Below are 20,152 nucleotides of genomic sequence, written 5' to 3'. Positions count from 1 at the left end.
CTTACGACGCGCCCCGTGGGGTCCCCTCGGGGAGATCCTGCGTGTCACAGGCACTTCTTCGCACCGCCAGGACGCGACTATGACGGCTCTCGATCTGGCGTGGAGGCCCGGTGCCAACGTGGCGGCCTCGCTGCTTCGCGCCCCGGAGGCAGACCCCGCGCTGCTGTCCCACACGGAGCGCGAGCGAATGGCGACGTTCGGCCACCCGGACCGGCAGCGCCAGTTTCTCCTCGGGCGGACCGCCGCGCGGTCGCTGGTCGGCGCAACGCTCGCCACACGGCCCGAGGCCGTCGTGCTCCGCGTCGGGGCGGACGGCGCGCCGGTCGTGGACGGCGTGCGCCTCTCGATCGCCCACACGGGGCACGCGGAGTCCGTCGCAGCGGCGGCGGCAGTGGCAGCCGGGCCCGTCGGCGTGGACCTGGAGCGCGTCGCGCGGCGGCGTCCCGACCTCTGGCGCCGCATCCTCCGTCCCGACGAGTACGGCGTGCTGGAGGCTCTGGGTGGCCCCACCGACGACGCCCAGACGCTCCTCTGGACGCTCAAGGAGGCCGTGCTCAAGGGGCAGCGGACGGGCTTCCGCGCAGGGGGCCGTTCTGTCCGCCTCGCGCTCGACGCTGACGGCCGGCCAGCCGACCACGGCCGGGCTACCGCCGATGCGGATGGGTCGGGGGCGTGGACCGTCGCCTTTCGTCGCGACGGCGACCTGTGGCTGGCCGTCGCGTGGCAGGCACCCGAGGATCAGGAGAAGCAGACCCGGTAGTCTCCGGAGCGATATCCGCCCACGAACGCGTCCACACGCTGCTGCGACGAGCCGTGGGTGAACGACTCCGGGCGGACGGCCTGCCCGGCGCCGCGCTGGATCGCGTCGTCGCCGACGGCGGCGGCGGCCGAGATGCCGGACTGGATGTCGGTCTCGTTGAGCACGATCCGGCCGCGCTCATCCCGCGCGTGATTGGCCCAGATGCCCGCGAGACAGTCGGCCTGGAGCTCCGTCTGGACCGACATCTGGTTGGAGCGCGAGGCCGACAGCAGCCCTTCCAGGTTCTGGACGTGGTGGGCCACCTCGTGGGCGATCACGTAGGCGATGGCGAACTCGCCCTGCGCGCCCATCCGCTGGAGCTGGCGGAAGAACGACAGGTCGATGTAGACCGTCTGGTCGTTGGGGCAGTAGAAGGGGCCCATCGCGGCCTGACCGGTGCCGCAGCTGGTCGGCGTGAGATCGGTGTAGAGCACGAGGTTGGGCTCACGGTACGTCTCGCCGGACTGGCGGTAGAGGTCGCCCCAGACCTCCTCGGTCTCGACGAGGATGGCGTCGATCATCTGGCCCGCCTCGTCGGTCGGGTCGGACGCCTGCTCGTTGGCCGGAGGTGCCGAGGACCCGCCACCGCCCAGCAGGGGGCGGATGTCGACGCCGAAGAAGAACGACGCGATCAGCACGAGCAGCATCCCGCCGAGCCCGATGCCGACGCCGCGCCCGCCGCCGCCGCTGCTGCCGCGACGGTCGATGAGGTTACCAGAGGAACGGCCAGGGCGGATCAGCATGGGGACGGGTGCGAAGAGAGGGGCAGGGCCAACGCGGCGGGCGGTCAGCCGGATCCGAGCACGGCGCGCGCGCGCGCCACGAGCCCGTAGGCGGCGACCCCGAACGCCACCGACACGTTCAGCGACGCCTTGACGCCGTACTGCGGGAGCCCCACCACGAGGTCCGCCTCGGCGAGCACATCGGCGGGGACGCCGTGGACCTCGTTGCCCAGCACGAGCGCGAGCGGGAACGCCGACGCGGGCACCGAGGGGGGCTCGACGGCCTCGGGCATGCGCTCCAGCGCGGCGATCGTGTAGCCCTCGGCCCGGAGGTCGGCCACCGCCGTGTGCACGTCCTCGACGTGGCGCCACGGGACCGCGTCCTCGGCGCCGAGCGCCGTCTTGGCGACCCCGCGGTGGTCGGGCGTCGCGGTGAAGCCCGCCAGCACCACGCCCGCCAGCCCGGCGCAGTCGGCCGTGCGGAAGATGGAGCCGACGTTGTGGGCCGAGCGGATGTCGTGGGCGACGACGACGAGGGGATGGGGAGGCACGTGACCGGGGCGCGGGGAGAGGCGGCTGAGGGACGCGGGACCCGACTCCGGCTCGCGCGTACATGCAATCTCGCTCTCTCTCCCGCCATGCCCCGTCTCGCCTCTCTCTCTGTCGCCCTGCTGGGCGTCCTTCTCACCATCCCCGGCTGCACGACGCTCCAGCAGCTCGCCAGCCTCCAGAACGTCGAGTTCCAGCTGGACCGCGTCTCGAACGCCTTCGTCGCGGGCGTGGACCTGGACCGCCTCCGCGGCGGCGGCTCGCTGGGCGCGCTCGACCTCGCCCGCCTCGGCACCGCCGTCGCCCGCGACGACGTGCCCCTGAGCTTCGTCCTCCACGTCGGCGCCGAGAACCCAGACGGCAACAGCGTGCCCGCGCAGCTCGTCTCGCTCGACTGGACGCTCTTCCTCGACGGCACCGAGACGGTGTCGGGCATCTACAACGACGACCGCCAGATCCCGCCCGGCGGCTCCGTGGACCTGCCCATCTCGATGGAGCTCAACCTGACCGACTTCTTCGGCTCCAACATCCAGTCGCTGGCGACGCTCGCGGCCAACGTGGCCGGGGTCAGCAGCCAGCGCCAGACGATCCGCCTGGACGCCCGGCCCTCGATCAACACGCAGTTCGGCCCGATCCGTTACCCCGGGGTGATCTCGATCGAGTTCCCCGTCGGCGGCTGAACCGACCGGCCCGATGCAGGAACGCCCCGCTGACCGAGGTCGGCGGGGCGTTCGTCGTTTCTGCGGAAGGCGTGGCTTACGCTGCTTCCATCGACGCGACGGTCTCGATGATCGCCTTGCCGAAGGCGTCGAGATCCTCAGGCTTGCGGCTCGTGATGAGCGTGAACGGGCCGTTCTGGCAGACGACGACTTCCTTGTCGTGAACGGTCGCGCCGGCGTTCTTGAGGTCGGTCCGGATGGACATGTAGGAGGTCATGTCGCGACCCTCGGCGAGGCCCGCCTCGATGACCACCCAGGGCGCGTGGCAGACGGCCGCGATGGGCATGCCCGCCTCGGCGAAGGCCTTCACGAACGCGACCGCGTCGGCGTCGGCGCGGAGCAGGTCCGGGTTGATCTGGCCGCCGGGGAGGACGAGCGCATCGTAGTCGGACACGGTGGCTTCGGAGACCGTCTTGTCGACGGCGACCGACTGGCCCCAGTCGTCCTGGTCCCAGCCCTTGATTTCGCCGTCCTTCAGCGAGACGACGTGGACCGTGGCGCCCGCCGCTTCGAGATCGGCCTTGGGCTGCATCAGCTCGGACTGCTCGAAGCCGTCGGTGGCGAGGATGGCGAGGGTGCGGTTCTGGAGTTGCGTAGACATAGAAGGGGGAGTGTGGAGAGGGGAAGGGGTTCCACGGGCGGGGCTCATCGCGGGTCCCGGTTCGCCGGGTCTTCGGGGGCGGGATCGGGTAAGGAATCGCCCGATTTCGACTCCATCCGCCAGATCTGCTCGGTGAGGCGTGCGATGGGGAAGCCCCAGAAGCGGACGGTGGCGAGGTTGAGGGCGAGGCCGCCGCCAGGCTGGAGCGAGAGTTCCTGGTGCATCGAGAGGCCCCTCGGCATCGAGTAGCGGATCCAGAGGCGGTCGCCCTCGGCCCAGGCCTCGACCGGCCCGTCGGCATCGGTCAGCGTGCCGGTCCAGCGTGCGGGGCCGGCGGGGCGAAGGACCCACGTCCGCTCGGAGGGTGGGGCGTCCCCGAGGCGGACCGACTGCACGAGCGTCAGCCCGCCGCCGGGCGTCCGCGTGCCGACGCTCCGGACCCGGACGGTCTGCGGCGAGCGGGTCCGGATGGTGAGCGTGCCGAGGCCCTCGGTGGAGCCCTCGAAAAAGGCGACGGCGTCGAAGGCGGGGGCCTCCCCGGAATCTATGTGCGGAAGCGCGGGGAGGCACCCGCAGACGAGCAGGGCGAGGCCCCAGAGGAGACCGCGTCGGTGTCGGTTAGAGGGGGAGGAAACCGGCAGCGAGGGCGGCAAGGGCGAGAAGGGCGACGAATCGGAACGGACGGAAGTGAGTCATCGGAAGAGAGAGGAGGAGAGAGGAGATGGATATGTACAACACCCATCCGTGGAGGTCCCCCTGAGATGCCCCGCCTCGGGTAGCTTAGGGAAGTCCCCCAACAGTCCGATGGCTCTCGACCTCCTCCTCTCCGGCGGCACCCTCCTCGACGCTCGAACGGGCGACACGCGCCGCGCCGACGTGCTGATCCGCGACGGCAAGATCGCCGCGGTGGGCGATGACCTCGGCGGCGCGCCCGAGGCGGACGGGGTCGCGGTCTACGACGCGTCCGGCAAGACGATCTCGCAGGGCTGGATGGACATGCACGTCCACTTCCGCGAGCCGGGGCAGGAGCACAAGGAGACCATCGAGACGGGCGCGCGGGCGGCGGCCTTCGGCGGGTTCACGGCGGTCGCGTGCATGCCCAACACCGAGCCGCCCATCGCGACGCGCGACGTGGCGGAGTTCGTCCGCAAGCGGGCCGAGGGGCTCGCCGTCGACGTGTACCCCATCGGGACGGTCTCGAAGGGGCGCAAGGGCGAGGAGTTGGCCGAGATGGCGGACATGGCCGCGGGCGGCGCGGTGGCCTTCTCCGACGACGGCTCGCCGGTCCAGCACGGCGGCCTGATGCGCCGCGCCCTGGAGTACGCGCGGACGCTCGACAAGCCGATCCTGGGCCACGAGGAGGACCTGACGCTCAACCCGCACGGCCACATGAACGAGGGGGCGGTCGCGACGCGCCTCGGCCTGCCCGGCATCCCCGGACTGGCGGAGGAGGCCATGATCGCGCGGGACGCGCTGCTGGCGGGCTTCACGGGCGGGCGCGTCCACGTCTGCCACATCTCGACCGCCGAGGCGGTCGACATCGTGCGGCGGGCGAAGGCGCGCGGCGTGCCGATCACGACCGAGGCGTGCCCGCACCACTGGGCGCTGACGGACGCCGCGGTCGAGGCGTCCAGTTACGACACGCACACCAAGATGCACCCGCCGCTCCGCACGGCCGCCGACGTGCAGGCCATCAAGGACGGGCTGGCCGATGGCACCATCGACGTGATCGCGACCGACCACGCGCCGCACGCGGGCTTCGAGAAGGAGGTCGAGTTCATCGAGGCGCCGTTCGGCATTCTGGGCCTGGAGACGTGCTGGGGGCTGACCGTCCGCGACCTCGTGCGGCCGGGCGTGCTGACGCTGGCGCAGGCGGTCCACAAGCTGGCGGTGGCGCCGCGCGAGATCCTCGGCCTCGACGTGCCGTCGGTGGAGGTGGGCGCGGAGGCCAACCTGACCGTGTTCGACGACTCGACGGAGTGGACGTTCGAACAACGCCACATCCGGTCGAAGTCGCACAACACGCCGTTCGTGGGGGCGCCGATGGTGGGGCGGGCGTGGGCCATCGTGAACCGCGGACAGTTCGTGGAGGCGGAGGCGTGACGGCGGACGGGTTGCCACGGGACGAGGTCGCGCGGCGGCTGGACGCGGTCGAGGCCGAGCACGACGTGCGGATCGTGTACGCGGTCGAGTCGGGGAGCCGGGCGTGGGGCTTCGCCTCGGCCGACAGCGACTTCGACGTGCGGTTTCTGTACCTCCACCGCCCGGCGTGGTACCTCGCGATCGATAAGCGGAGGGACGTGATCGAGTACGCCATCGTGGACGAGATCGACCTCGCGGGGTGGGACCTGCCGAAGGCGCTCGGGCTGTTCTTCAAGTCCAACCCGCCGCTGTTCGAGTGGCTTCGGTCGCCGCTGGTCTACCGGGAGGTCGGGCCGGTCGCGGAGGGGTTGCGCGGGCTGGCGTCGGCGTTTTACGACCCGCGAGCGGGCTTCCACCATTCCCTCCACATGGCGGAGAGCAACGTCCGGGCGGAGCTTCGGAAGGAGCGGATCCGGCACAAGAAGTACTTCTACGTGCTCCGTCCCGTCCTCTCGTGCCTCTGGATCGACGCGGACGGGACGACGCCTCCGATGGAGCTTCAGCCGCTCGTGGAGCGGTTCCTTCCGGACGGCCCGGTCCGCGAGGAGGTGGACCGGCTGCTGGTGGCGAAGCGGGCGGGCACCGAGGCGGATGCGGGGCCGCGGCTGCCCGCGCTCCACGCGTACCTGGAGGACGAGTTGGCCGATCTCGCGGTGCGTGCGGGCGACCAGCCGAAGCCGCCGCGCTCGGTCGAGCCGTTGAATGCGTTCCTGGTCGCGTCCTTGAAGGCGGTCTGGCCGGACGATCCGTTCTGGAGTCGGACTGGCGGGTGATCGCGTTTGCGGGCTCCGGACGCGTGTCCGGGGCGTCGTGGGGCGCGTCGGAGGTCTCTGGGGCCGGGCCGGAATGCTCTGGTGGCGTGTCGGACGGCTCCGATGGCGTGTCGGGTGTCTCCGATGCCATGTCGGAGGTCTCCGATGCCGTGTCGGAGGTCTCCGATGCCATGTCGGAGGTCTCCGATGCCATGTCGGAGGTCTCCGATGCCATGTCGGAGGTCTCCGATGCCATGTCGGAGGTCTCCGATGCCGTGTCGGATTGCCTTCACAATTGCCGGGTGCGGGGCTAGGCGGGGCTGTCAGCGAGGCGATCCGTGGGTATCGTTGCGGGGTTCTTCGTCGTCTGGCTCTGCGCGTTATCCGGCGCGGTGCCGGATAACTCCTGGTTCTACCGCAGGCCCGTAGCAATTGAAGCAATCGCTTTTGACACATCCGCTGGTCACAGCCGTCAGCGATGGCTATTACGCTGCGTTTCAAAGCGCGACCAAGCGAACCGGGCGCGAGGTCGAGTGGACCCGAGAACTCAACTCGGACGAGAAGTACGCACAACGCCTTTTCTCGTCCGTGCCTGCGGTCATTGACAATTTGAATCAAATCAGGCAGGCGGGCCTTTTCCTGTCCGGCTTCCGCACGACCAAGCGCCTCAAAGAACACGAGATCACTCGGCTAGATCACATTGTATACCACGTCGAGAACTTCTTCCTCCGCACCACGGGGTGTCTCGACCGCTGTTTGGTTCTCGTGAACGACGCTCTTGATTTGGGTCTCCAGCCAGAGGACTGTACCCACCGTCTCATCCGCACTATCAGTCACGTCAAACGCTCTCCAGTCCAAGGGGTCCTTGGAGAAATCAACGCCATCGTCAAGCCATACCGGAACCAGCGGAATCTCATCGCCCATCGTGCTCGGCACACGGACGACGAGTTGGACGATGTGATACTGTTTGATCTAGTGGTAAGGATCGAGCCAACAGACGAAGCGAGATATCACCATTACAAGCTCCGATCGGATCGGTATGTAGCGGCCAAGCAAGAGGAGATCGACCAGGTCGCGGACAAGCTGACGACCGCTTGCAGCCACTTGTTCGACAAGCTGAAACCAGATGTAGACAGGCACCTCTCAGCCCTAAAGCCTGCGGTAGAACCCGCCGCTGCAGGCCGACCCAAAGCGTGAGCGTTCTCGGCTCATCCGAGCGTCGGCGTATCCTGTGCTTCTTTCCAACCGCCAGTCGTCAGCTTTGGGCGGCTGAGCGGCCCCCTGTTCTGCGGCCTACGCGATAGCCCCAAACGTTTTGGAAGAGCAACCACTTCCCGATCTCGTTGAGCCGGAGCCGAACGGTGTGGAACCGATGCCCTCAGAGCCCAACGTTCCGTCCGGTCTGACCTACCAGCTTCGGTTCGAGCAGTTCAAGCAGATCGCTACGCTCGCCGTGGCAGCCGCGGGCGGCGTCCTCATCTTGCTCCAAGCGGGCTACGTCGAATCGACCTTCAAGTCCGGGGCAGTCGTCGCTGCCTTCGCACTCTCGGCCTCACTGGCATTGTTCGGGCAGGACAAACTGGTCGAGGGTTTGGAGGCGGGGAAGGGACGGACACAGACGGCCCGACTCCTACTCTTCGTGTCGTTCGCGCTGCTCGGCGCGGGGATCGGGGTGCTGATCCAGCTGGTGATCTGAACCAGGACGGCCGCAGAACCCACCGCTGTAGGCCGACCGGGGGCGCCAGCGTTCTTGGTTCGTCCGAACGTCAGCGCCTACTTTCGCTCGTCCAACCGCCGCACCGCCAGCCCCGGAGGCTAAGCGGCAAACTTGTTACGCGTCGTGGACTGGAATGCCGGTAGACCCCAAGTTCAGCAGACAGATCATCGAGAGCCTTCCTGAGACCGAGAGAGGCTCGCGGCTGAGGGAACTAGAGCAAGCGCTGACATCGAGGCTCTCGGAACATCAGTATGACTGGAACACCTATTGGCAGCAGGCCCAGCGCATCGTCGAGGAACTTAGAGGTCTCGGGCACGACCTGTGGTCACACGATTACGACGGACAGCGACGGCACCTCTGGGGGTGGGACTACATGAAGCCTGATGGAGCTGGTCTTCTCCAGATTCAGTTCGATTTCGAGGGCACCGTTGATGCGTTCTGGAGGAGCGAGGACCCCCAACTCGGCGTGCTGCGGCATGACTCCTGACCCGCCGCTGCCCGCTGACCGTGGGGCGAGGGCGCTCTCTGCTCACTCAGCGGTTGGCCAAGCGCCTTCGTCATGAAGCTCCGATTCGGGAAGGCACACCGCGGCTGGTTGCCGACCGTCCTCGAAGTAGAGGGCCAAGAACTCCGGTTCGACGTGTCGTACATCCCGTACGATTTCGTCAGCGAGCTCGTCGCTGCTCTCTCGGGTGTTCTGGGCGACCCGGGCGAGTACGTCGCGCGGATCTGCGAGGAGCCCTCCGAGCATGACTGGCGGTTCCAGTCATCGGACTCCTCCGCCGTCTCGTTTCGGGTCATCAGCTACCCGTCGGGTCGCCGCACCAGGAGCGAAGCCGAGGTCCGAGCGGAGACGTGGGGCGCTCCGCTCGAGATCGTGCTCCCATTCTGGCGCGGGCTTCAGGAGCTGGCGAGTCGAGTGCGGGCAGAAGGGTACCGGTCCCACTGGCGCGAGCCGTTCCCGTTCAATGCGCTGGACCGCTTGACAGACAGGGTCCAGCGCGCGCGTGCCGAGATGCCGTAGACCCACCCCGACCTCCGGCGCCAGCCTTCTAGGCTCGGCCAGCCCCAGAGGGAGCGTTGCGGTGGTTCAGAGCAGGGAGGTCGTGCTCGCGATGGGGTCGGGCTCACCAACATGGAGCCCGGGGGCCGTCACCGCGCCACGTCCACCAGCGTCAGGTCGAACGTGAGCGCCTGCCCGGCGAGCGGGTGGTTGGCGTCGAGCGTGATGCCCTCGTCGGACACGTCCACCACCTGGGCCTCGATGGACCCGCCGCCCTGCATCCCGAGGCGGACGCCCTGGCCCACCGGCGGCGGCGCATCGCCGGGGAACGCGTCCGTGGGGACCGTCAGCACGAGGTCGTCCCGGCGGGCGCCGTAGGCCGCCTCGGGCTCCATGCGGACCGTCTTCTGCTCGTCGATCGACATGCCGGTCACGGCCTCGTCGAAGCCTGCGACGACCTGGCCCGCGCCGAGGGTGAAGGAGAGCGGCGCGCGGCCCTCGGAGGAGTCGAACGGGGTGCCGTCGTCGAGACGGCCGGCGTAGTGGACGGAGACGACGTCGCCGGGCTGGGCAGTCATGGCGTGCAGTAGGTGTGAGGCAGGGGGATGGATCGTGGCGGGCTCCGGTTCCGGCGTGTCGGACGGCTTCGACGAGATTGCGCGCGGGCACGAAGCCGCCGGGGTGGCGCGTAGCTTGGCCTCCTCGTCTCCCTGCGCCCGTGCGTCTCGCGCTCGTCCTGGTCCTCGGTCTCTTGTGTGCCCTCGGCGCGTCGGCGCAGGGAGGGCTGTCGGACGCCCGCCGCTGCGCCACGCCGGAGCCGACTCTCGCGCAGGCGTTCTCGACGGCGCGCATCGTGGAGCAGTACCGCATGGCGACCGCGCTCGGCCAGCGGCGTCGGGCCGGGTCGGTGACCGTGCCCGTCGCGGTGCACGTCCTCCGGTCGGGGCCGGGCGCCGGGCAGGGCGACGTCCCCGACGCCTGGATCGAGGCGCAGGTGGACACCCTGAACGCCGCCTTCGCCGCGACCGACCTCCGGTTCGTGCTGGCGCTGGTGGAGCGGGTCGACAACCCCGACTGGGCGGTCGGGCTGACGCTGGGGTCTGAGAACGAGCGCGACATGAAAGAGGCGCTCGCGCTCGACCCGGCGCGCGTGCTGAACCTGTACACGGCGTCGCTCGGGCTGGACTACCTCGGGTGGGCGACGCTCCCGGAGACGGCGGCCGAGACGGACGACTACCAGGGCGTCGTCCTGCTGAACCAGTCGCTGCCGGGCGGGGCGCGGGCGCCGTACAACCTGGGGCACACCGGCACCCACGAGGTCGGCCACTGGGCGGGGCTGTACCACACGTTCTCGGGCGGCTGCACGTCGCCAAACGACGGCGTCGCCGACACGCCCCAGCAGCGCGACGGCACCTCGGGGTGCCCGCGGCCCGCCCCCGACTCGTGCCCCTCCGACCCCGGCCTCGACCCGGTCCACAACTACATGGATTACTCGGACGACCGGTGCATGACGGGCTTCACCGACGGCCAGGACGTGCGGGCGGAGGCGATGCTGGCGGCCTTCCGCCCGACGCTGCTCGCGGGTGGCTTCGCGCTGGCGACCGCGCCGCGTCCGGTGCTCGACGAACTGTACGTCGGCATCGACACGACTGTGCCGGTGTGGGTGACGAACACGACCGACGGGCCCGTCACGGTGACGGGCGCCACGGCGACGGGGGCGGAGGTGAGCCTGCCCGGCCCCGTCACCATCGCGCCTGGCGCCGTCGCCCGGCTGGCGGCCAGGGTCCGTCCGGCGCGCTCGGGTCCCGTCACGATCCGCCTCGCGACCGACACCGGCGTCACGCCGGATCTCCTCGCGGTGTCCGGGACGGCCGTCGTCGCGCCCACCGCTCGCCTCGGGTCGCCGACGCTGGCGGCCCGCGTCGTCGAGGGCGGGACGACCGAGCGGACGGTCGTGCTCGCCAACGACGGCGAGGGGACGCTCCGGTTCGACCTCACCGATCAGCCGGCCTGGGTGGACGCCGTGACGCCGTCGGCCGGGACCATCCCAGGCGGTGGGTCGCAGGCGCTCACGGTCGCCTTCGACCCGTCGGGCGTGCCGCCGGGGGCGCTTTCGGCGCCGCTCGTGTTCGCCACCAACGACCCGGTCCGCCCGACCGTGTCGCTCCCGCTCGGCCTCGACGTGCTCGTGCGCCCGACCGCGCTCGGCGTCGGCGCCGTCTACCCGAACCCTGGCCGCGGGCGGATCGCGGTCCCGCTGGCCCTGCCGGACGACCTCGCCGTCTGGGCCGACGTGGCCGACCTCCGCGGGCGCGTCGTGGCGCAGATCGCCGAGGGCGAGACGCTGCCGGTCGGCTACCCGGAGCTGATCTGGGACGCGACGGGCGCGGCGGCGGGCCTCTACCTCGTCCGCGTCCGCACGGCCACCGAGGCGGCCGTGGGGCGGGTCGTCATTCTGCGCTGATCGACGGCGTGTCCTGGGCGCGCAGGGAGCGCACCAGGAAGGCGATGGTGGCGGCGGCGATGGCGAGCGTCACGAGCCCCTTGAGCGTCTCGCCGAGGACGGTCCACCCGACGCCGAACAAGGCGGCGTAGATGGAGGCGCTGCCGAGGAGCCACATGGCCGTGAGGCGCATCATGCCCGCGTCGGGCACCACGTCGGCGTTGCGCGCGGCGACCGGCCGCCAGCCGGGGCCTCCAGGGCGGACGCGGCGGTAGAACGCGTCCAGCACCGGGCCGGGCGTCGGTCGGGTCACGAACGTCGCGAGGAGCCAGCAGGCCGTCGTCACGGCGGCGATGCCGAAGAGGTTGGTCGGGAACGGTGAGGTCAGGAAGGGGACCACGAACGCCGGGATCGTGTCGCCGTCGGCGCCCGTCGTCCCGAGCGCGTTGGCGACGAGCTGGATCAGGACAAGCAGCAGCGGCACGACGGTCGCCACGAGCTCGCTCCAGGCGTTGATTCGCCACCAGTACCAGCGCAGGATCAGCACGAGCCCCATGCCGGCGGACGCGGCCAGCAGCAGGCCCCACGCGCCCGAGACCGAGTCGAGCTGTGTCGCCACCAGAAAGCCGCTGATGGCGAGCGCGAACGTCAGGATGCGCGAGACGAGGACGTAGTGGCGCTCGTCGCGGTCGGTCACTGCGAAGCGCCGGTAGAGGTCGTTGACGAGGTAGCTGGTGCCCCAGTTGAGTTGCGTCGAGATGGTCGACATGAAGGCCGCCAGGAAGGCGGCGAACAGCAGGCCGAGCAGTCCCGACGGGAGCGCGTCGCGCATCACCATCACGTAGCCCTCGCCGGGGTTCTCCAGGCCGGGGTAGAGGACGAGCGCGGCCAGGCCGACCAGGATCCAGGGCCACGGCCGCAGGCAGTAGTGCGCGATGGCGAACCACAGGACGGCGAGCACGGAGTCGGTCTCGGAGCGCGTCGAGAGCATCCGCTGGGCGACGTAGCCGCCGCCGCCGGGCTCGGCGCCAGGGTACCAGCTCGCCCACCACTGGACGCCCATGTAGGCCGCGAAGGCGACCCCCGAGAGCGCCAGCGTGGCTGCGCCCTCGACCGGGTTGCCGAGCACAGGCGTGAAGCGGAACGCCTCGGCCGGGAGCGCCGCCTTCAACCCGGCGATGCCGCCCACCTCGGGCAGGTCGAGGGCGAACCACGCCAGCGCGATCGAGCCCGTCATGGCGAGCACGAACTGGAACGAGTCGGTGACCGTGATCCCCCAGAGCCCGGAGATCAGCGAGTAGACGCCCACGAGCAGCATCAGCCCGCCGACCGCCAGCGTCGGCGCGTCGAGGCCGAGCATCTCGGTCTGCCCGAACACGGTCATGTCGGGGAAGAGGACCCGGAAGACGGTCGACATCGCCAGCACCACCCAGCCGATCACGATGGCGTTGGCGAACAGGCCGAAGTAGACCGCCTTGACGCCGCGCAGCCAGGCCGCGGGCGGCCCGGCGTACCGCATCTCGACGAACTCGACGTCCGTCAGCACGCCGCTCCGCTGCCAGAGGCGCGCGAAGAAGAACACCGTCAGCATGCCGCCGAGGGCGGCGTACCACCAGAGCCAGTTGCCGGCCACGCCCGACTGGGCGACCAACTCGGCGACGGCCAGCGGGGTGTCGGCGGCGAACGTCGTCGCGACCATGCTCGTCCCGGCCAGCCACCACGGCATCGACCGGCCGCCCGCGAAGAACTCGTCGGTGGACCGGCTCGCACGGCGGGCGAACACGGCCGCCAGCCCCAGCGTGAGGCCGAGGACGGCGAGGACGATGACCCAGTCGAGCGGACTCATGGCGGCGTGGCGAGGAGCCCGAAGCTATCGACGGGCGCTCCGTCCCGTCAGGATTCTGCCGTCGCGCGCCCAGGCTCGCCGGACACCTAGGCCGCCTTCCGCACGATCGTCTGGGTCGCCCGGGCCATCGCGAGCGCCGTCCCGTCGGGCGCGGTCACCGTCGCGTCGAACACCAACTGGCGGCCAGCGCGGGTGACGAGCGTGGCCTCGACCGTGATGTGCCCGAGGTCGGGGGTGACGGGCGCGAGGTACGTCATCGTGAGCTGCGCCGTCACGCTGGGCGGCGCGACGAGGTAGCTCAGCGGGCCGACGACGTTGTCGACCGCTGCGGCCACCATGCCGCCCTGCATGATCCCCATCGGGTTTTGGTAGCGCTCCAGCACCGGGAACCGCACCACCAGCGCCGCGCCGACGCCGTCGGGTCCGGCGGGCCGGTAGTCGCGGATCTCGGCCTCCATCTCCTCCAGCACGGGCGGGGGCAGCTTGAGGTCGCCCGCGCCGAGCGCCTTCATGCGCTCCATCATGCCGGACAGGTCGAGGGGGGAGGGGACGGACATCGGGGCGAAGCGGGGGGCAGTACGAGCAGGCGAGACGATGACGCCCCCGAAAGGTTCACCCGTGGGCACACGTGAGAACCCTGACCGCTCAGTCCGTCGGCATCGCCTCCGGCGGTAGCCACGACGCGATCGCGGCCACGATGCGATCGGCCCGGCGCGCGTTGACGCCGAGGTCGGAGCGGCCGGAGCGCGAGGCGCTGCGGACCCACAGGATCGAGCCCTGGGGCGCAGGCTCCACCTCGATCACTACGTCGTCCTCGAAGGGGCCGACCGAGAACGACGCCAGCGCGCCGCCCGGCGTTGGGACGTAGGCCGTCGGCTCGCCCAGGCCGGAGTCGCCGAGGCCGTTGAAGACGTTCTGGACCGCCTCGGTGACGGTCAGGGGCGTGGCGCCGACCGCGACGCGGAGCCGCGCGCAGTTGGGCGTGCTCGGGCAGGGCGGCACGGGCGCGTCCACCTCGGTGGCCTCGGGGCGCGAGCCCATGAACTCGCCTACCGCGCCGAGGGCCAGCAGGCCGACCCCCAGCCCGATCCACGTCCGCCGCGAGATCTTCGGGAGCGTCCAGCGCTTTCGCCTCCGGCGTCGGCCGGTCGTGCCCGACGAGGAGGGAGCGGAGGACCGGCGTCGGCGACGGCTCACGAGCCCGCCGACGTCTGCGTGACGGGCACGCCCGGCTCGGCCGCCTCGAACTCGGCGCCATCGTTGTACTTCGACGGGCACTTGACCAGGATGTGCTCGGCCTCGAACACGTCGCCCTGGGCGGCCGTCGTCATCCGGCCCTGCACGACCACGCGCTCGGCGTCCTCGAAGTTGGCAGGCTTGGGGTTGGCGTAGATGACGGGGCGCGTCGTGCCGGACGTGTCGGTCATCACGAACGTGAAGACGTTCCGCGACGGGTCGTAGGTCGACGGCGCCTCGCGGTCCCACGTCCCGACGACGTGCGCCTTGCGGCCGCTCTCCGCAGCGTCCTCGAACGTCTCCCAGCCGGAGACCTGGTCTCCGAAGCTGTTGACGACGAAGAACCCGAAGATGCCGACGAAGGCGAGGCCGAGGAGGGTCGGGAGGCGCATGGCAGGGAGGAGACGGGGTACGAGGGGACAGGGTACGGTGAGCGGGGTACCTCGTACCGTGTACCCCGTACCAATCTCACGCTCGGTCGTCCAGGTCGCGCTCGATGCGCGCCAGCCGCCGATCGGTGCGGAAGAGCAGCAGGAGCACGCCCAGCCAGACGATCAGCACGACCGCCAGCACGACGGGCAGCTTGTCGTCGGCGAGCATGACCCGCTCGATGCCCTGCGGCTGGGCCGTCGTCGCCTGCAGGGCGGACTCGTCGACGACGGCGATGGTGGTGTCGGCCTGGAGCAGCATCATGTGACGACGGGGGCGGCGGCGGGCGCGGGCGCGGCGAGGGCCTCGACGCGGAGCGCGGCCACCTTGGCGCGGACCCGCTGGGTGTAGAGCCACCAGCCGAGCAGCAGGAAGCCGACCGCCGCCGAGTAGAAGATCCACCGCATGTCGGACGCGATGTCCATCTCGCTGAACGCCGGGTTCCCCTCGGCGCCGGGGTGGAGGCTCGCCATGCGGCGCGGCAGCACGTAGGTCAGGAACGGCATCGAGGCGGTCGCGAAGAGCGCATACACCGCCGAGAGGCGGGCGCGCTGCCGGGGCCGGTCGAGCGAGCCGCGCAGGATGAAGTAGGCGCCCGAGATCAGAAGCTGGACGGCGACCATGTTCTGGCGCGGCTCCGGGCTCCACCAGAGGCCCGTGCCCTGGTACCACGTGAAGCGCGCCCAGACGACGCCCGTGACCAGCGCCGTCACGCCCGCCACCGTCGACACCATCCAGGCCGCCTCGGAGCGCACGTCGTGGACCGTGCGGCCGGTCGCGAGGTAGCGCCCCGCGTGCCACGCCCCGGCAATGGCGCCCGCGTACAGCACGAACCACATCGGGACGTGGAAATACAGGTTGCGCGCGGTGTGCTCCAGGATCGGCAGGTTGGACACCGGCCCCATCACGCCGAGCACCAGCACGACCGTCAGCCACACGGCCACGACGACGCCGAAGAGGCGATACACGAGGCCGTAGCGGGGGAGGGCGAGGTCGCGGTCCATGGTGGGGGCGTCAACGTGCATGATCCGGCCGCTGTGCCCGCGAGGACCGTGAAAACAGGGGGAGGCCCGCTGCTGCTCGGGGCATCCTCTGGCCCGGCGCGAGCCGCTCAGTCCCGCCACACGAAGTCGAACAGCAGGAACGACGCGGAGGTGAGGAGCCCGGCGTAGGACGCGATCAGCACCAGGTCGTCGCGGGCGGCCTCCCACACGCCCGACGGGCTCCCCGAGGCGAGCTCGGTCAGGGCCACGGCCGGGATCAGGATCGGGACCAGGATCGGGAACGCCAGCACGGGCAGGAGCGGGCCCGCGGCTCGCGCCCGCGCGACCAGCGCCGACAGCAGGGTGGTCGCAGACGCGATGCCGGTGGCGCCGAGCACCAGCGCGGCCAGCAGGACACCCGGCGCGCCCAGCGGCACGGGGACGAGGATGCGGAAGCCCAGCCCGGCCAGCAGCACGACGCCCGTCATCAAGGCCGCGTTGAAGGCCAGCTTGCCCGCGAACACCTGGCTCGGCCGCAGGTGGAGTTGCAGCAGCAGCGACGTGCCGCGCTCCTCCTCGGCCACGAACGCGCGCCCCAGCCCGACCGCCGCGGCGAACACGACCACGATCCACAGCAGCGCCGCCGCGATGGGCACCGTCGGCACGCCCTTGCCGAGGGCGACGCGGACCAGGATCAGCGACGCGGCCACGAACAGCCCCAGGCCGCTCAGGGCGACACGCGTACGGAGTTCGAGGCGGGCGTCGTTGGCGACGACGGCCCAGGCGCCGGTGAGCCAGGCCACAGAGGAAACAGGGGAACGGAGGCGGGGGCCTCAGGATAGCACGCCTGCCCCGCGCCCGACGCGCTTGCCCGTCTCCTCACCCGGTCCTCTCGTGCCTGCTCCCTTCCGCGACCGTCTCGTCGCCACCCTCCTCGGCTCCGCCCTCGGCGACGCGCTCGGGATGCCCGTCGAGGGCCTCAGCCACCAGAACGTGCGGACCTACTACAAGGGCATCAAGGACCTCCGCGGCGACGAGAAGCGCGAGGACCTCGGCGCGGGCCAGTGGACGGCCGACACGCAGCGCGCCCGCGCGCTCACCGAGGCGCTGACGACCGGCGCGCCCGACAGTCCCGAGGAAGTGCGCGTCGCGTTCCTGTCGGCGCTTCCCGGCGCCACCGAGCTGCGCCGTGGGCCGGTCCACTCGCCGAGCAGCGCGGGCGCAGCGTGTGCGGCTCCGCTCGGCGTGCAGGCCCGGTTGCGGGGCCTGAAGGACCTCGCGAGCGTCCGCTGGGCTGGGCTATTGCTCCAGTCGGTCGACCCGCATCCGGTTGCCCACGTCGCCGCAGCGGCACAGGTGGCGGCCATCCGGACGTGCCTCGGCAAAGACCCCGACAGCCTCTCCGGGCCGGAGATCCTCGCCGCGGCGCGCTCGGCGGCCCTCGACGGCGAGAAACTGCTCGGCGCCGACGACCGCGTCTCCGCCCGCCTCGGTCGCGTGGCGGAGCACCTCGACGACTACCCGCTCGACCTCCAGGACCTCTGTGCGGGCACCGGCTCGGCGGCCGACGAGGCGTTCCCGTTCGCGGTCGCCATGGTGGCCCGCTCGCCGCAGCTGGTCGAGTCGACGCTGCTCGCGGCCGTCAACGTCGGGGGCGACGCGGCGGCGGTGGGGGCGTGCGTCGGCGCGATGCTCGGCGCGCTCCACGGCCTGGAGGCGCTCCCGGTCGAGTGGCTGGGCGCGCTCGAAGACGCCGACGCGCTCCGCAGCGAGGCCGAGGCGCTGGTGGACGCGCTCGGCGGGTAGGGTCTCAGCGGGCCGGCTGGGCGGTCCGTCGCGTGAGGGCCGCGCGGGCGTCAGCGGCTGTCCCCGGCGGAAGTCCACCGCTCGCGTAGGTGACGCCCCAGTCCTGAAGCGCCTCGGCCATGTCGTCGGGGCTGACCCCCTCGGCGAGCACGCGGACGCCGCGTCGGGCGGCCTGCCGCACCGTCTGCTCCGTGGGCACGCGAGCGGCACGAGCGGATGCATCCAGCACCAGCACATCGAGGGAGACCGCCGGGGGCAGGTCGTCGCTCGCAAGGCCGAGGCCGAGCGCGGTGTGGGCCGCGGCGAGAGCCGGGGAGAGGGCGGCCTGCGGCCAATTCAGCACGAGGTGGTCCGGGGGGAGCCCCGCCATGTCGGCCACGGCACGGGCGAAGAACGGCACGTCGGGGTCCTGCGCGGTCGACGCGGCGCACGGGACCACCAGCAGGCCGAGCGCATCGAGGGCTTCGGCGCCCCAGCCCGTGGCGGCATCACAGGCGGCCTGGATGAGCCACCGGTCGAGGTCGTCGGCCAGGTCGGTCCGCTCGGCCACCGGGCGGACGACCTCCGGGCCGAGCACGCCGCGTGCCGGGTGGTGCCACGTGGCACGGGCCACGAACCCGGCCACGGCGTCGGTCGCGAGCGCGACGACGGGCTCGAAGGACGCCACGAGCTGGCCGCGTGCTGCGGCGTAGCGCAGGTCGAGGTCGAGGTCCGGGTCGGCAGGGAGGGGCACCAGAGGGAGATCGGCCGCTCCGGGGGCCGACTCAAGCCGTCACCGCCGCTCGGCGTCGCGGTGGGCCTCCGGGTGGCCGCCGGGAGGCACGCCGTCGTCGAAGCCGTCCGCGTTCTCCCAGCCCGCCTCGGGCAGGTCGCCGAGGTCGCCGAAGTCGCCAATCATGCCGATCTCGGTGCTCAGGCGGTAGCCCTGCTCGCGCTCGACGGTCTCCTGCACGTACGCGATCAGGTGCCGCACGTCGCGCGCCGTGGCGGGCTGCCCCTCCATGTGGCCGACGTTGATGAGGATGTTGGCGTGCTTCTGCGTCACCATCGCCCCGCCGATGCGCGTGCCCTTGAGGCCGCACCAGTCCGCCAGCCGCCCCGCGCCGACGCCGTCGATCTTCTTGAAGATGGACCCGGCCGAGGGCTCGGTGTCGAGGGGAGGGTGCCGCGCGCCGCGCCACGCCAGGTTGGCATCCACGATCTCCTGGAGCCGGGCCGGGTCGGCGGGCTCCAGGCGGAACGTCGCGCCCAGGACGAGGTCGTCGGTGACGTGGAGCGTCGAGTAGTCGTAGCCGAAGTCGAACCACGCGTGGTCCACCGTCCGTCGGGTGCCGTCGGCGCCCAGCAGCACGGCGCTCTCCACGACCTCCTCGATGAACATGGTCCGCTCGCGCTCCGGCGGCGGCGAGAGGAAGTGGAGGTTCTGCCAGAGCGCCCCGCCGACCGTGGAGGGGATGCCCGCGTAGTGCTCGACGCCGCTCAGCCCGGCCGCCAGCGTCGCCTCGATGAGGCCCGGCCAGACGATGGCACCGCTCTCCGCCCAGACCCGCCCGGTCTCGGCGTCCAGGTCGAGGTGGTCCGCCCGGTTGCGGATGACCACGCCCGGGAAGCCGCCGTCGCCCACCAGGATGTTGGCCCCCAGCCCGAGCAGGAAGAACGGCACGCCCACCTCCCGCGCGGCGCCCACGGCCCCGGCCAGTTCGTCGGCCGAGTGGGCCTCGAAGAAGACCTCCGCCGGGCCGCCGACCTTGAACGTGGTGAACGGCGCCAGCGGCACCTCGGCGCGGACCCGGGACGGGTCGAGGCCGGGGAGCCGGTCGGCGAGGGCGTCGCGAAAGGCGGCCTCGCGGCGGGCGCGCTCGGGTGCGTCGAGGGGGCCGTCGGGAGCGGGGGAGACGAGGGACACGGAGCCGGGGGACTGGGGCCATCAGGATACCGAGGCCGCCCCCCTCACCGCAGCACGGCCTGGCCGTATGCTCCAGTGGTTCATGCTGCCGACCATGCCTGCCGAGCCCACCTTTTACGACCGTGTGTATGCCGTGGTGGCCCAGATTCCGGTGGGTCGCGTGACCACGTACGGGCACATCGCGCGAGCGCTCGGAGCCGCCCGCGCGTCGCGGGGTGTGGGGTGGGCGCTGAAGGCCGCCGCCGGGGCCGATCCGATGGCTCTGCCGTGCCACCGTGTCGTCAACCGGGAGGGGCGGTTGAGCGGGCGGCGCCACTTCGCCACGCCGTCGCTGATGGAGGAGCGGCTGCGGGCGGAGGGCGTTCAATTCGTTGATTCCGACCGAGTTGAGCTGGTTTCGTGTCTCTGGGACCCTGCCGAGGCGGGCAGTCCGTTCAGCGGCGACCTCTGACCGTTCGCACCGGGCGAGCGACCGTCCGACCACGGGATTCGACCGCCT

26 protein-coding genes are annotated in these 20,152 nt (G+C 71.3%); 12 read left to right on the top strand and 14 right to left on the bottom strand.

Features of this window, described 5'->3' with window-relative positions; translation table 11 throughout:
• Nucleotides 1-79: 79 nt before the first annotated feature.
• Nucleotides 80-760: a 4'-phosphopantetheinyl transferase superfamily protein gene (locus tag B1759_RS18430; RefSeq protein WP_095516544.1), complete on the top strand. Its 681-nt coding sequence runs from the start codon at nucleotides 80-82 to the stop codon at nucleotides 758-760.
• On the opposite strand, the gene B1759_RS18425 is transcribed toward B1759_RS18430, so the two are convergent.
• Nucleotides 739-1,542, bottom strand: coding sequence for a neutral zinc metallopeptidase (locus B1759_RS18425; RefSeq protein WP_095516543.1), 804 nt, complete (start codon nucleotides 1,540-1,542; stop codon nucleotides 739-741). The genes B1759_RS18430 and B1759_RS18425 overlap by 22 nt on opposite strands.
• Nucleotides 1,543-1,586: 44 nt before the next feature.
• Nucleotides 1,587-2,072 carry a TrmH family RNA methyltransferase gene (locus B1759_RS18420; RefSeq protein WP_095516542.1) on the bottom strand — a complete coding sequence of 162 codons (486 nt, stop codon included), beginning with the start codon at nucleotides 2,070-2,072 and terminating at the stop codon, nucleotides 1,587-1,589.
• An 87-nt stretch (nucleotides 2,073-2,159) separates the two neighbouring features.
• Here B1759_RS18420 and B1759_RS18415 point away from each other — a divergent pair, with 87 nt between their 5' ends.
• Entirely contained in the window at nucleotides 2,160-2,750 is a 591-nt protein-coding gene (locus B1759_RS18415) for a hypothetical protein (protein ID WP_095516541.1), read from the top strand.
• A gap of 76 nt (nucleotides 2,751-2,826) precedes the next feature.
• On the opposite strand, the gene B1759_RS18410 is transcribed toward B1759_RS18415, so the two are convergent.
• On the bottom strand, nucleotides 2,827-3,390 hold the full coding sequence (locus B1759_RS18410) for a type 1 glutamine amidotransferase domain-containing protein (RefSeq protein WP_095516540.1): 564 nt from the start codon (nucleotides 3,388-3,390) through the stop codon (nucleotides 2,827-2,829).
• Between the two features lie 44 nt (nucleotides 3,391-3,434).
• A complete protein-coding gene (locus tag B1759_RS18405) occupies nucleotides 3,435-4,043 on the bottom strand; it encodes a DUF3833 family protein (protein WP_095516539.1) in 609 nt (202 codons plus the stop codon).
• 151 nt (nucleotides 4,044-4,194) lie between these two features.
• Here B1759_RS18405 and B1759_RS18400 point away from each other — a divergent pair, with 151 nt between their 5' ends.
• The 7 genes from B1759_RS18400 to B1759_RS18370 all read left to right on the top strand — a co-directional run bounded on the left by B1759_RS18400 (nucleotide 4,195) and on the right by B1759_RS18370 (nucleotide 9,025).
• Nucleotides 4,195-5,493: a dihydroorotase gene (locus tag B1759_RS18400; RefSeq protein ID WP_095516538.1), complete on the top strand. Its 1,299-nt coding sequence runs from the start codon at nucleotides 4,195-4,197 to the stop codon at nucleotides 5,491-5,493.
• An 11-nt stretch (nucleotides 5,494-5,504) separates the two neighbouring features.
• Nucleotides 5,505-6,305: a nucleotidyltransferase domain-containing protein gene (locus tag B1759_RS18395; protein WP_233134442.1), complete on the top strand. Its 801-nt coding sequence runs from the start codon at nucleotides 5,505-5,507 to the stop codon at nucleotides 6,303-6,305.
• A gap of 86 nt (nucleotides 6,306-6,391) precedes the next feature.
• Nucleotides 6,392-6,598 carry a methyl-accepting chemotaxis protein gene (locus B1759_RS18390; protein WP_143537489.1) on the top strand — a complete coding sequence of 69 codons (207 nt, stop codon included), beginning with the start codon at nucleotides 6,392-6,394 and terminating at the stop codon, nucleotides 6,596-6,598.
• A 118-nt stretch (nucleotides 6,599-6,716) separates the two neighbouring features.
• On the top strand, nucleotides 6,717-7,481 hold the full coding sequence (locus tag B1759_RS19495) for a Cthe_2314 family HEPN domain-containing protein (protein WP_143537488.1): 765 nt from the start codon (nucleotides 6,717-6,719) through the stop codon (nucleotides 7,479-7,481).
• A gap of 175 nt (nucleotides 7,482-7,656) precedes the next feature.
• Nucleotides 7,657-7,980 carry a hypothetical protein gene (locus B1759_RS18380; RefSeq protein WP_095516534.1) on the top strand — a complete coding sequence of 108 codons (324 nt, stop codon included), beginning with the start codon at nucleotides 7,657-7,659 and terminating at the stop codon, nucleotides 7,978-7,980.
• 154 nt (nucleotides 7,981-8,134) lie between these two features.
• Nucleotides 8,135-8,488, top strand: coding sequence for a hypothetical protein (locus B1759_RS18375; RefSeq protein ID WP_095516533.1), 354 nt, complete (start codon nucleotides 8,135-8,137; stop codon nucleotides 8,486-8,488).
• 108 nt (nucleotides 8,489-8,596) lie between these two features.
• Nucleotides 8,597-9,025, top strand: a complete 429-nt coding sequence (locus B1759_RS18370; RefSeq protein ID WP_143537487.1) for a hypothetical protein — start codon at nucleotides 8,597-8,599, stop codon at nucleotides 9,023-9,025.
• Nucleotides 9,026-9,153: 128 nt separating this feature from the next.
• Here B1759_RS18370 and B1759_RS18365 read toward each other — a convergent pair whose 3' ends face one another.
• Nucleotides 9,154-9,582 carry a peptidylprolyl isomerase gene (locus B1759_RS18365; protein WP_095516531.1) on the bottom strand — a complete coding sequence of 143 codons (429 nt, stop codon included), beginning with the start codon at nucleotides 9,580-9,582 and terminating at the stop codon, nucleotides 9,154-9,156.
• A gap of 140 nt (nucleotides 9,583-9,722) precedes the next feature.
• Here B1759_RS18365 and B1759_RS18360 point away from each other — a divergent pair, with 140 nt between their 5' ends.
• Complete coding sequence (locus B1759_RS18360) at nucleotides 9,723-11,468, top strand: M43 family zinc metalloprotease (protein ID WP_095516530.1); 1,746 nt, start codon at nucleotides 9,723-9,725, stop codon at nucleotides 11,466-11,468.
• Here the strand turns inward: B1759_RS18360 and B1759_RS18355 are convergent.
• The 7 genes from B1759_RS18355 to B1759_RS18325 all read right to left on the bottom strand — a co-directional run bounded on the left by B1759_RS18355 (nucleotide 11,455) and on the right by B1759_RS18325 (nucleotide 16,744).
• Entirely contained in the window at nucleotides 11,455-13,293 is a 1,839-nt protein-coding gene (locus tag B1759_RS18355; protein WP_095516529.1) for a sodium:solute symporter family protein, read from the bottom strand. The two genes, B1759_RS18360 and B1759_RS18355, sit on opposite strands and share 14 nt — an antisense overlap.
• 86 nt (nucleotides 13,294-13,379) lie before the next feature.
• Nucleotides 13,380-13,850, bottom strand: a complete 471-nt coding sequence (locus B1759_RS18350; RefSeq protein ID WP_095516528.1) for a PaaI family thioesterase — start codon at nucleotides 13,848-13,850, stop codon at nucleotides 13,380-13,382.
• Between the two features lie 88 nt (nucleotides 13,851-13,938).
• Nucleotides 13,939-14,490: a DUF1499 domain-containing protein gene (locus B1759_RS18345; protein WP_143537486.1), complete on the bottom strand. Its 552-nt coding sequence runs from the start codon at nucleotides 14,488-14,490 to the stop codon at nucleotides 13,939-13,941.
• Entirely contained in the window at nucleotides 14,487-14,921 is a 435-nt protein-coding gene (locus tag B1759_RS18340; RefSeq protein ID WP_095516527.1) for a cytochrome c maturation protein CcmE, read from the bottom strand. Before B1759_RS18340 ends, B1759_RS18345 begins: the two co-directional genes overlap by 4 nt.
• A 76-nt stretch (nucleotides 14,922-14,997) precedes the next feature.
• The gene (locus B1759_RS18335; RefSeq protein WP_198949021.1) at nucleotides 14,998-15,222 is read right to left on the bottom strand and encodes a CcmD family protein; all 225 of its coding nucleotides are present in this window, start codon (nucleotides 15,220-15,222) and stop codon (nucleotides 14,998-15,000) included.
• The gene (ccsA, locus tag B1759_RS18330; protein ID WP_143537485.1) at nucleotides 15,219-15,983 is read right to left on the bottom strand and encodes a cytochrome c biogenesis protein CcsA; all 765 of its coding nucleotides are present in this window, start codon (nucleotides 15,981-15,983) and stop codon (nucleotides 15,219-15,221) included. The genes B1759_RS18335 and ccsA overlap by 4 nt, the downstream gene beginning before the upstream one ends.
• An 86-nt stretch (nucleotides 15,984-16,069) precedes the next feature.
• Entirely contained in the window at nucleotides 16,070-16,744 is a 675-nt protein-coding gene (locus B1759_RS18325) for a heme exporter protein CcmB (protein WP_095516524.1), read from the bottom strand.
• Between the two features lie 91 nt (nucleotides 16,745-16,835).
• Here B1759_RS18325 and B1759_RS18320 point away from each other — a divergent pair, with 91 nt between their 5' ends.
• On the top strand, nucleotides 16,836-17,747 hold the full coding sequence (locus B1759_RS18320) for an ADP-ribosylglycohydrolase family protein (RefSeq protein ID WP_198949020.1): 912 nt from the start codon (nucleotides 16,836-16,838) through the stop codon (nucleotides 17,745-17,747).
• Nucleotides 17,748-17,751: 4 nt separating this feature from the next.
• On the opposite strand, the gene B1759_RS18315 is transcribed toward B1759_RS18320, so the two are convergent.
• Both B1759_RS18315 and murB read right to left on the bottom strand, forming a co-directional pair.
• The gene (locus tag B1759_RS18315; protein ID WP_158225343.1) at nucleotides 17,752-18,480 is read right to left on the bottom strand and encodes an EAL domain-containing protein; all 729 of its coding nucleotides are present in this window, start codon (nucleotides 18,478-18,480) and stop codon (nucleotides 17,752-17,754) included.
• A 39-nt stretch (nucleotides 18,481-18,519) separates the two neighbouring features.
• Nucleotides 18,520-19,653 carry a UDP-N-acetylmuramate dehydrogenase gene (murB, locus tag B1759_RS18310; RefSeq protein WP_095516522.1) on the bottom strand — a complete coding sequence of 378 codons (1,134 nt, stop codon included), beginning with the start codon at nucleotides 19,651-19,653 and terminating at the stop codon, nucleotides 18,520-18,522.
• A gap of 67 nt (nucleotides 19,654-19,720) precedes the next feature.
• Here murB and B1759_RS18305 point away from each other — a divergent pair, with 67 nt between their 5' ends.
• Nucleotides 19,721-20,104, top strand: coding sequence for an MGMT family protein (locus B1759_RS18305; RefSeq protein WP_198949019.1), 384 nt, complete (start codon nucleotides 19,721-19,723; stop codon nucleotides 20,102-20,104).
• The last annotated feature ends 48 nt before the right edge of the window (nucleotides 20,105-20,152 follow it).

The organism is Rubrivirga sp. SAORIC476, assembly GCF_002283555.1.
Classification (GTDB): Bacteria; Bacteroidota; Rhodothermia; order Rhodothermales; family Rubricoccaceae; genus Rubrivirga.
Note: the sequence above shows the minus strand (reverse complement) of the source record. Positions and strands in the feature narration are given on the sequence as shown.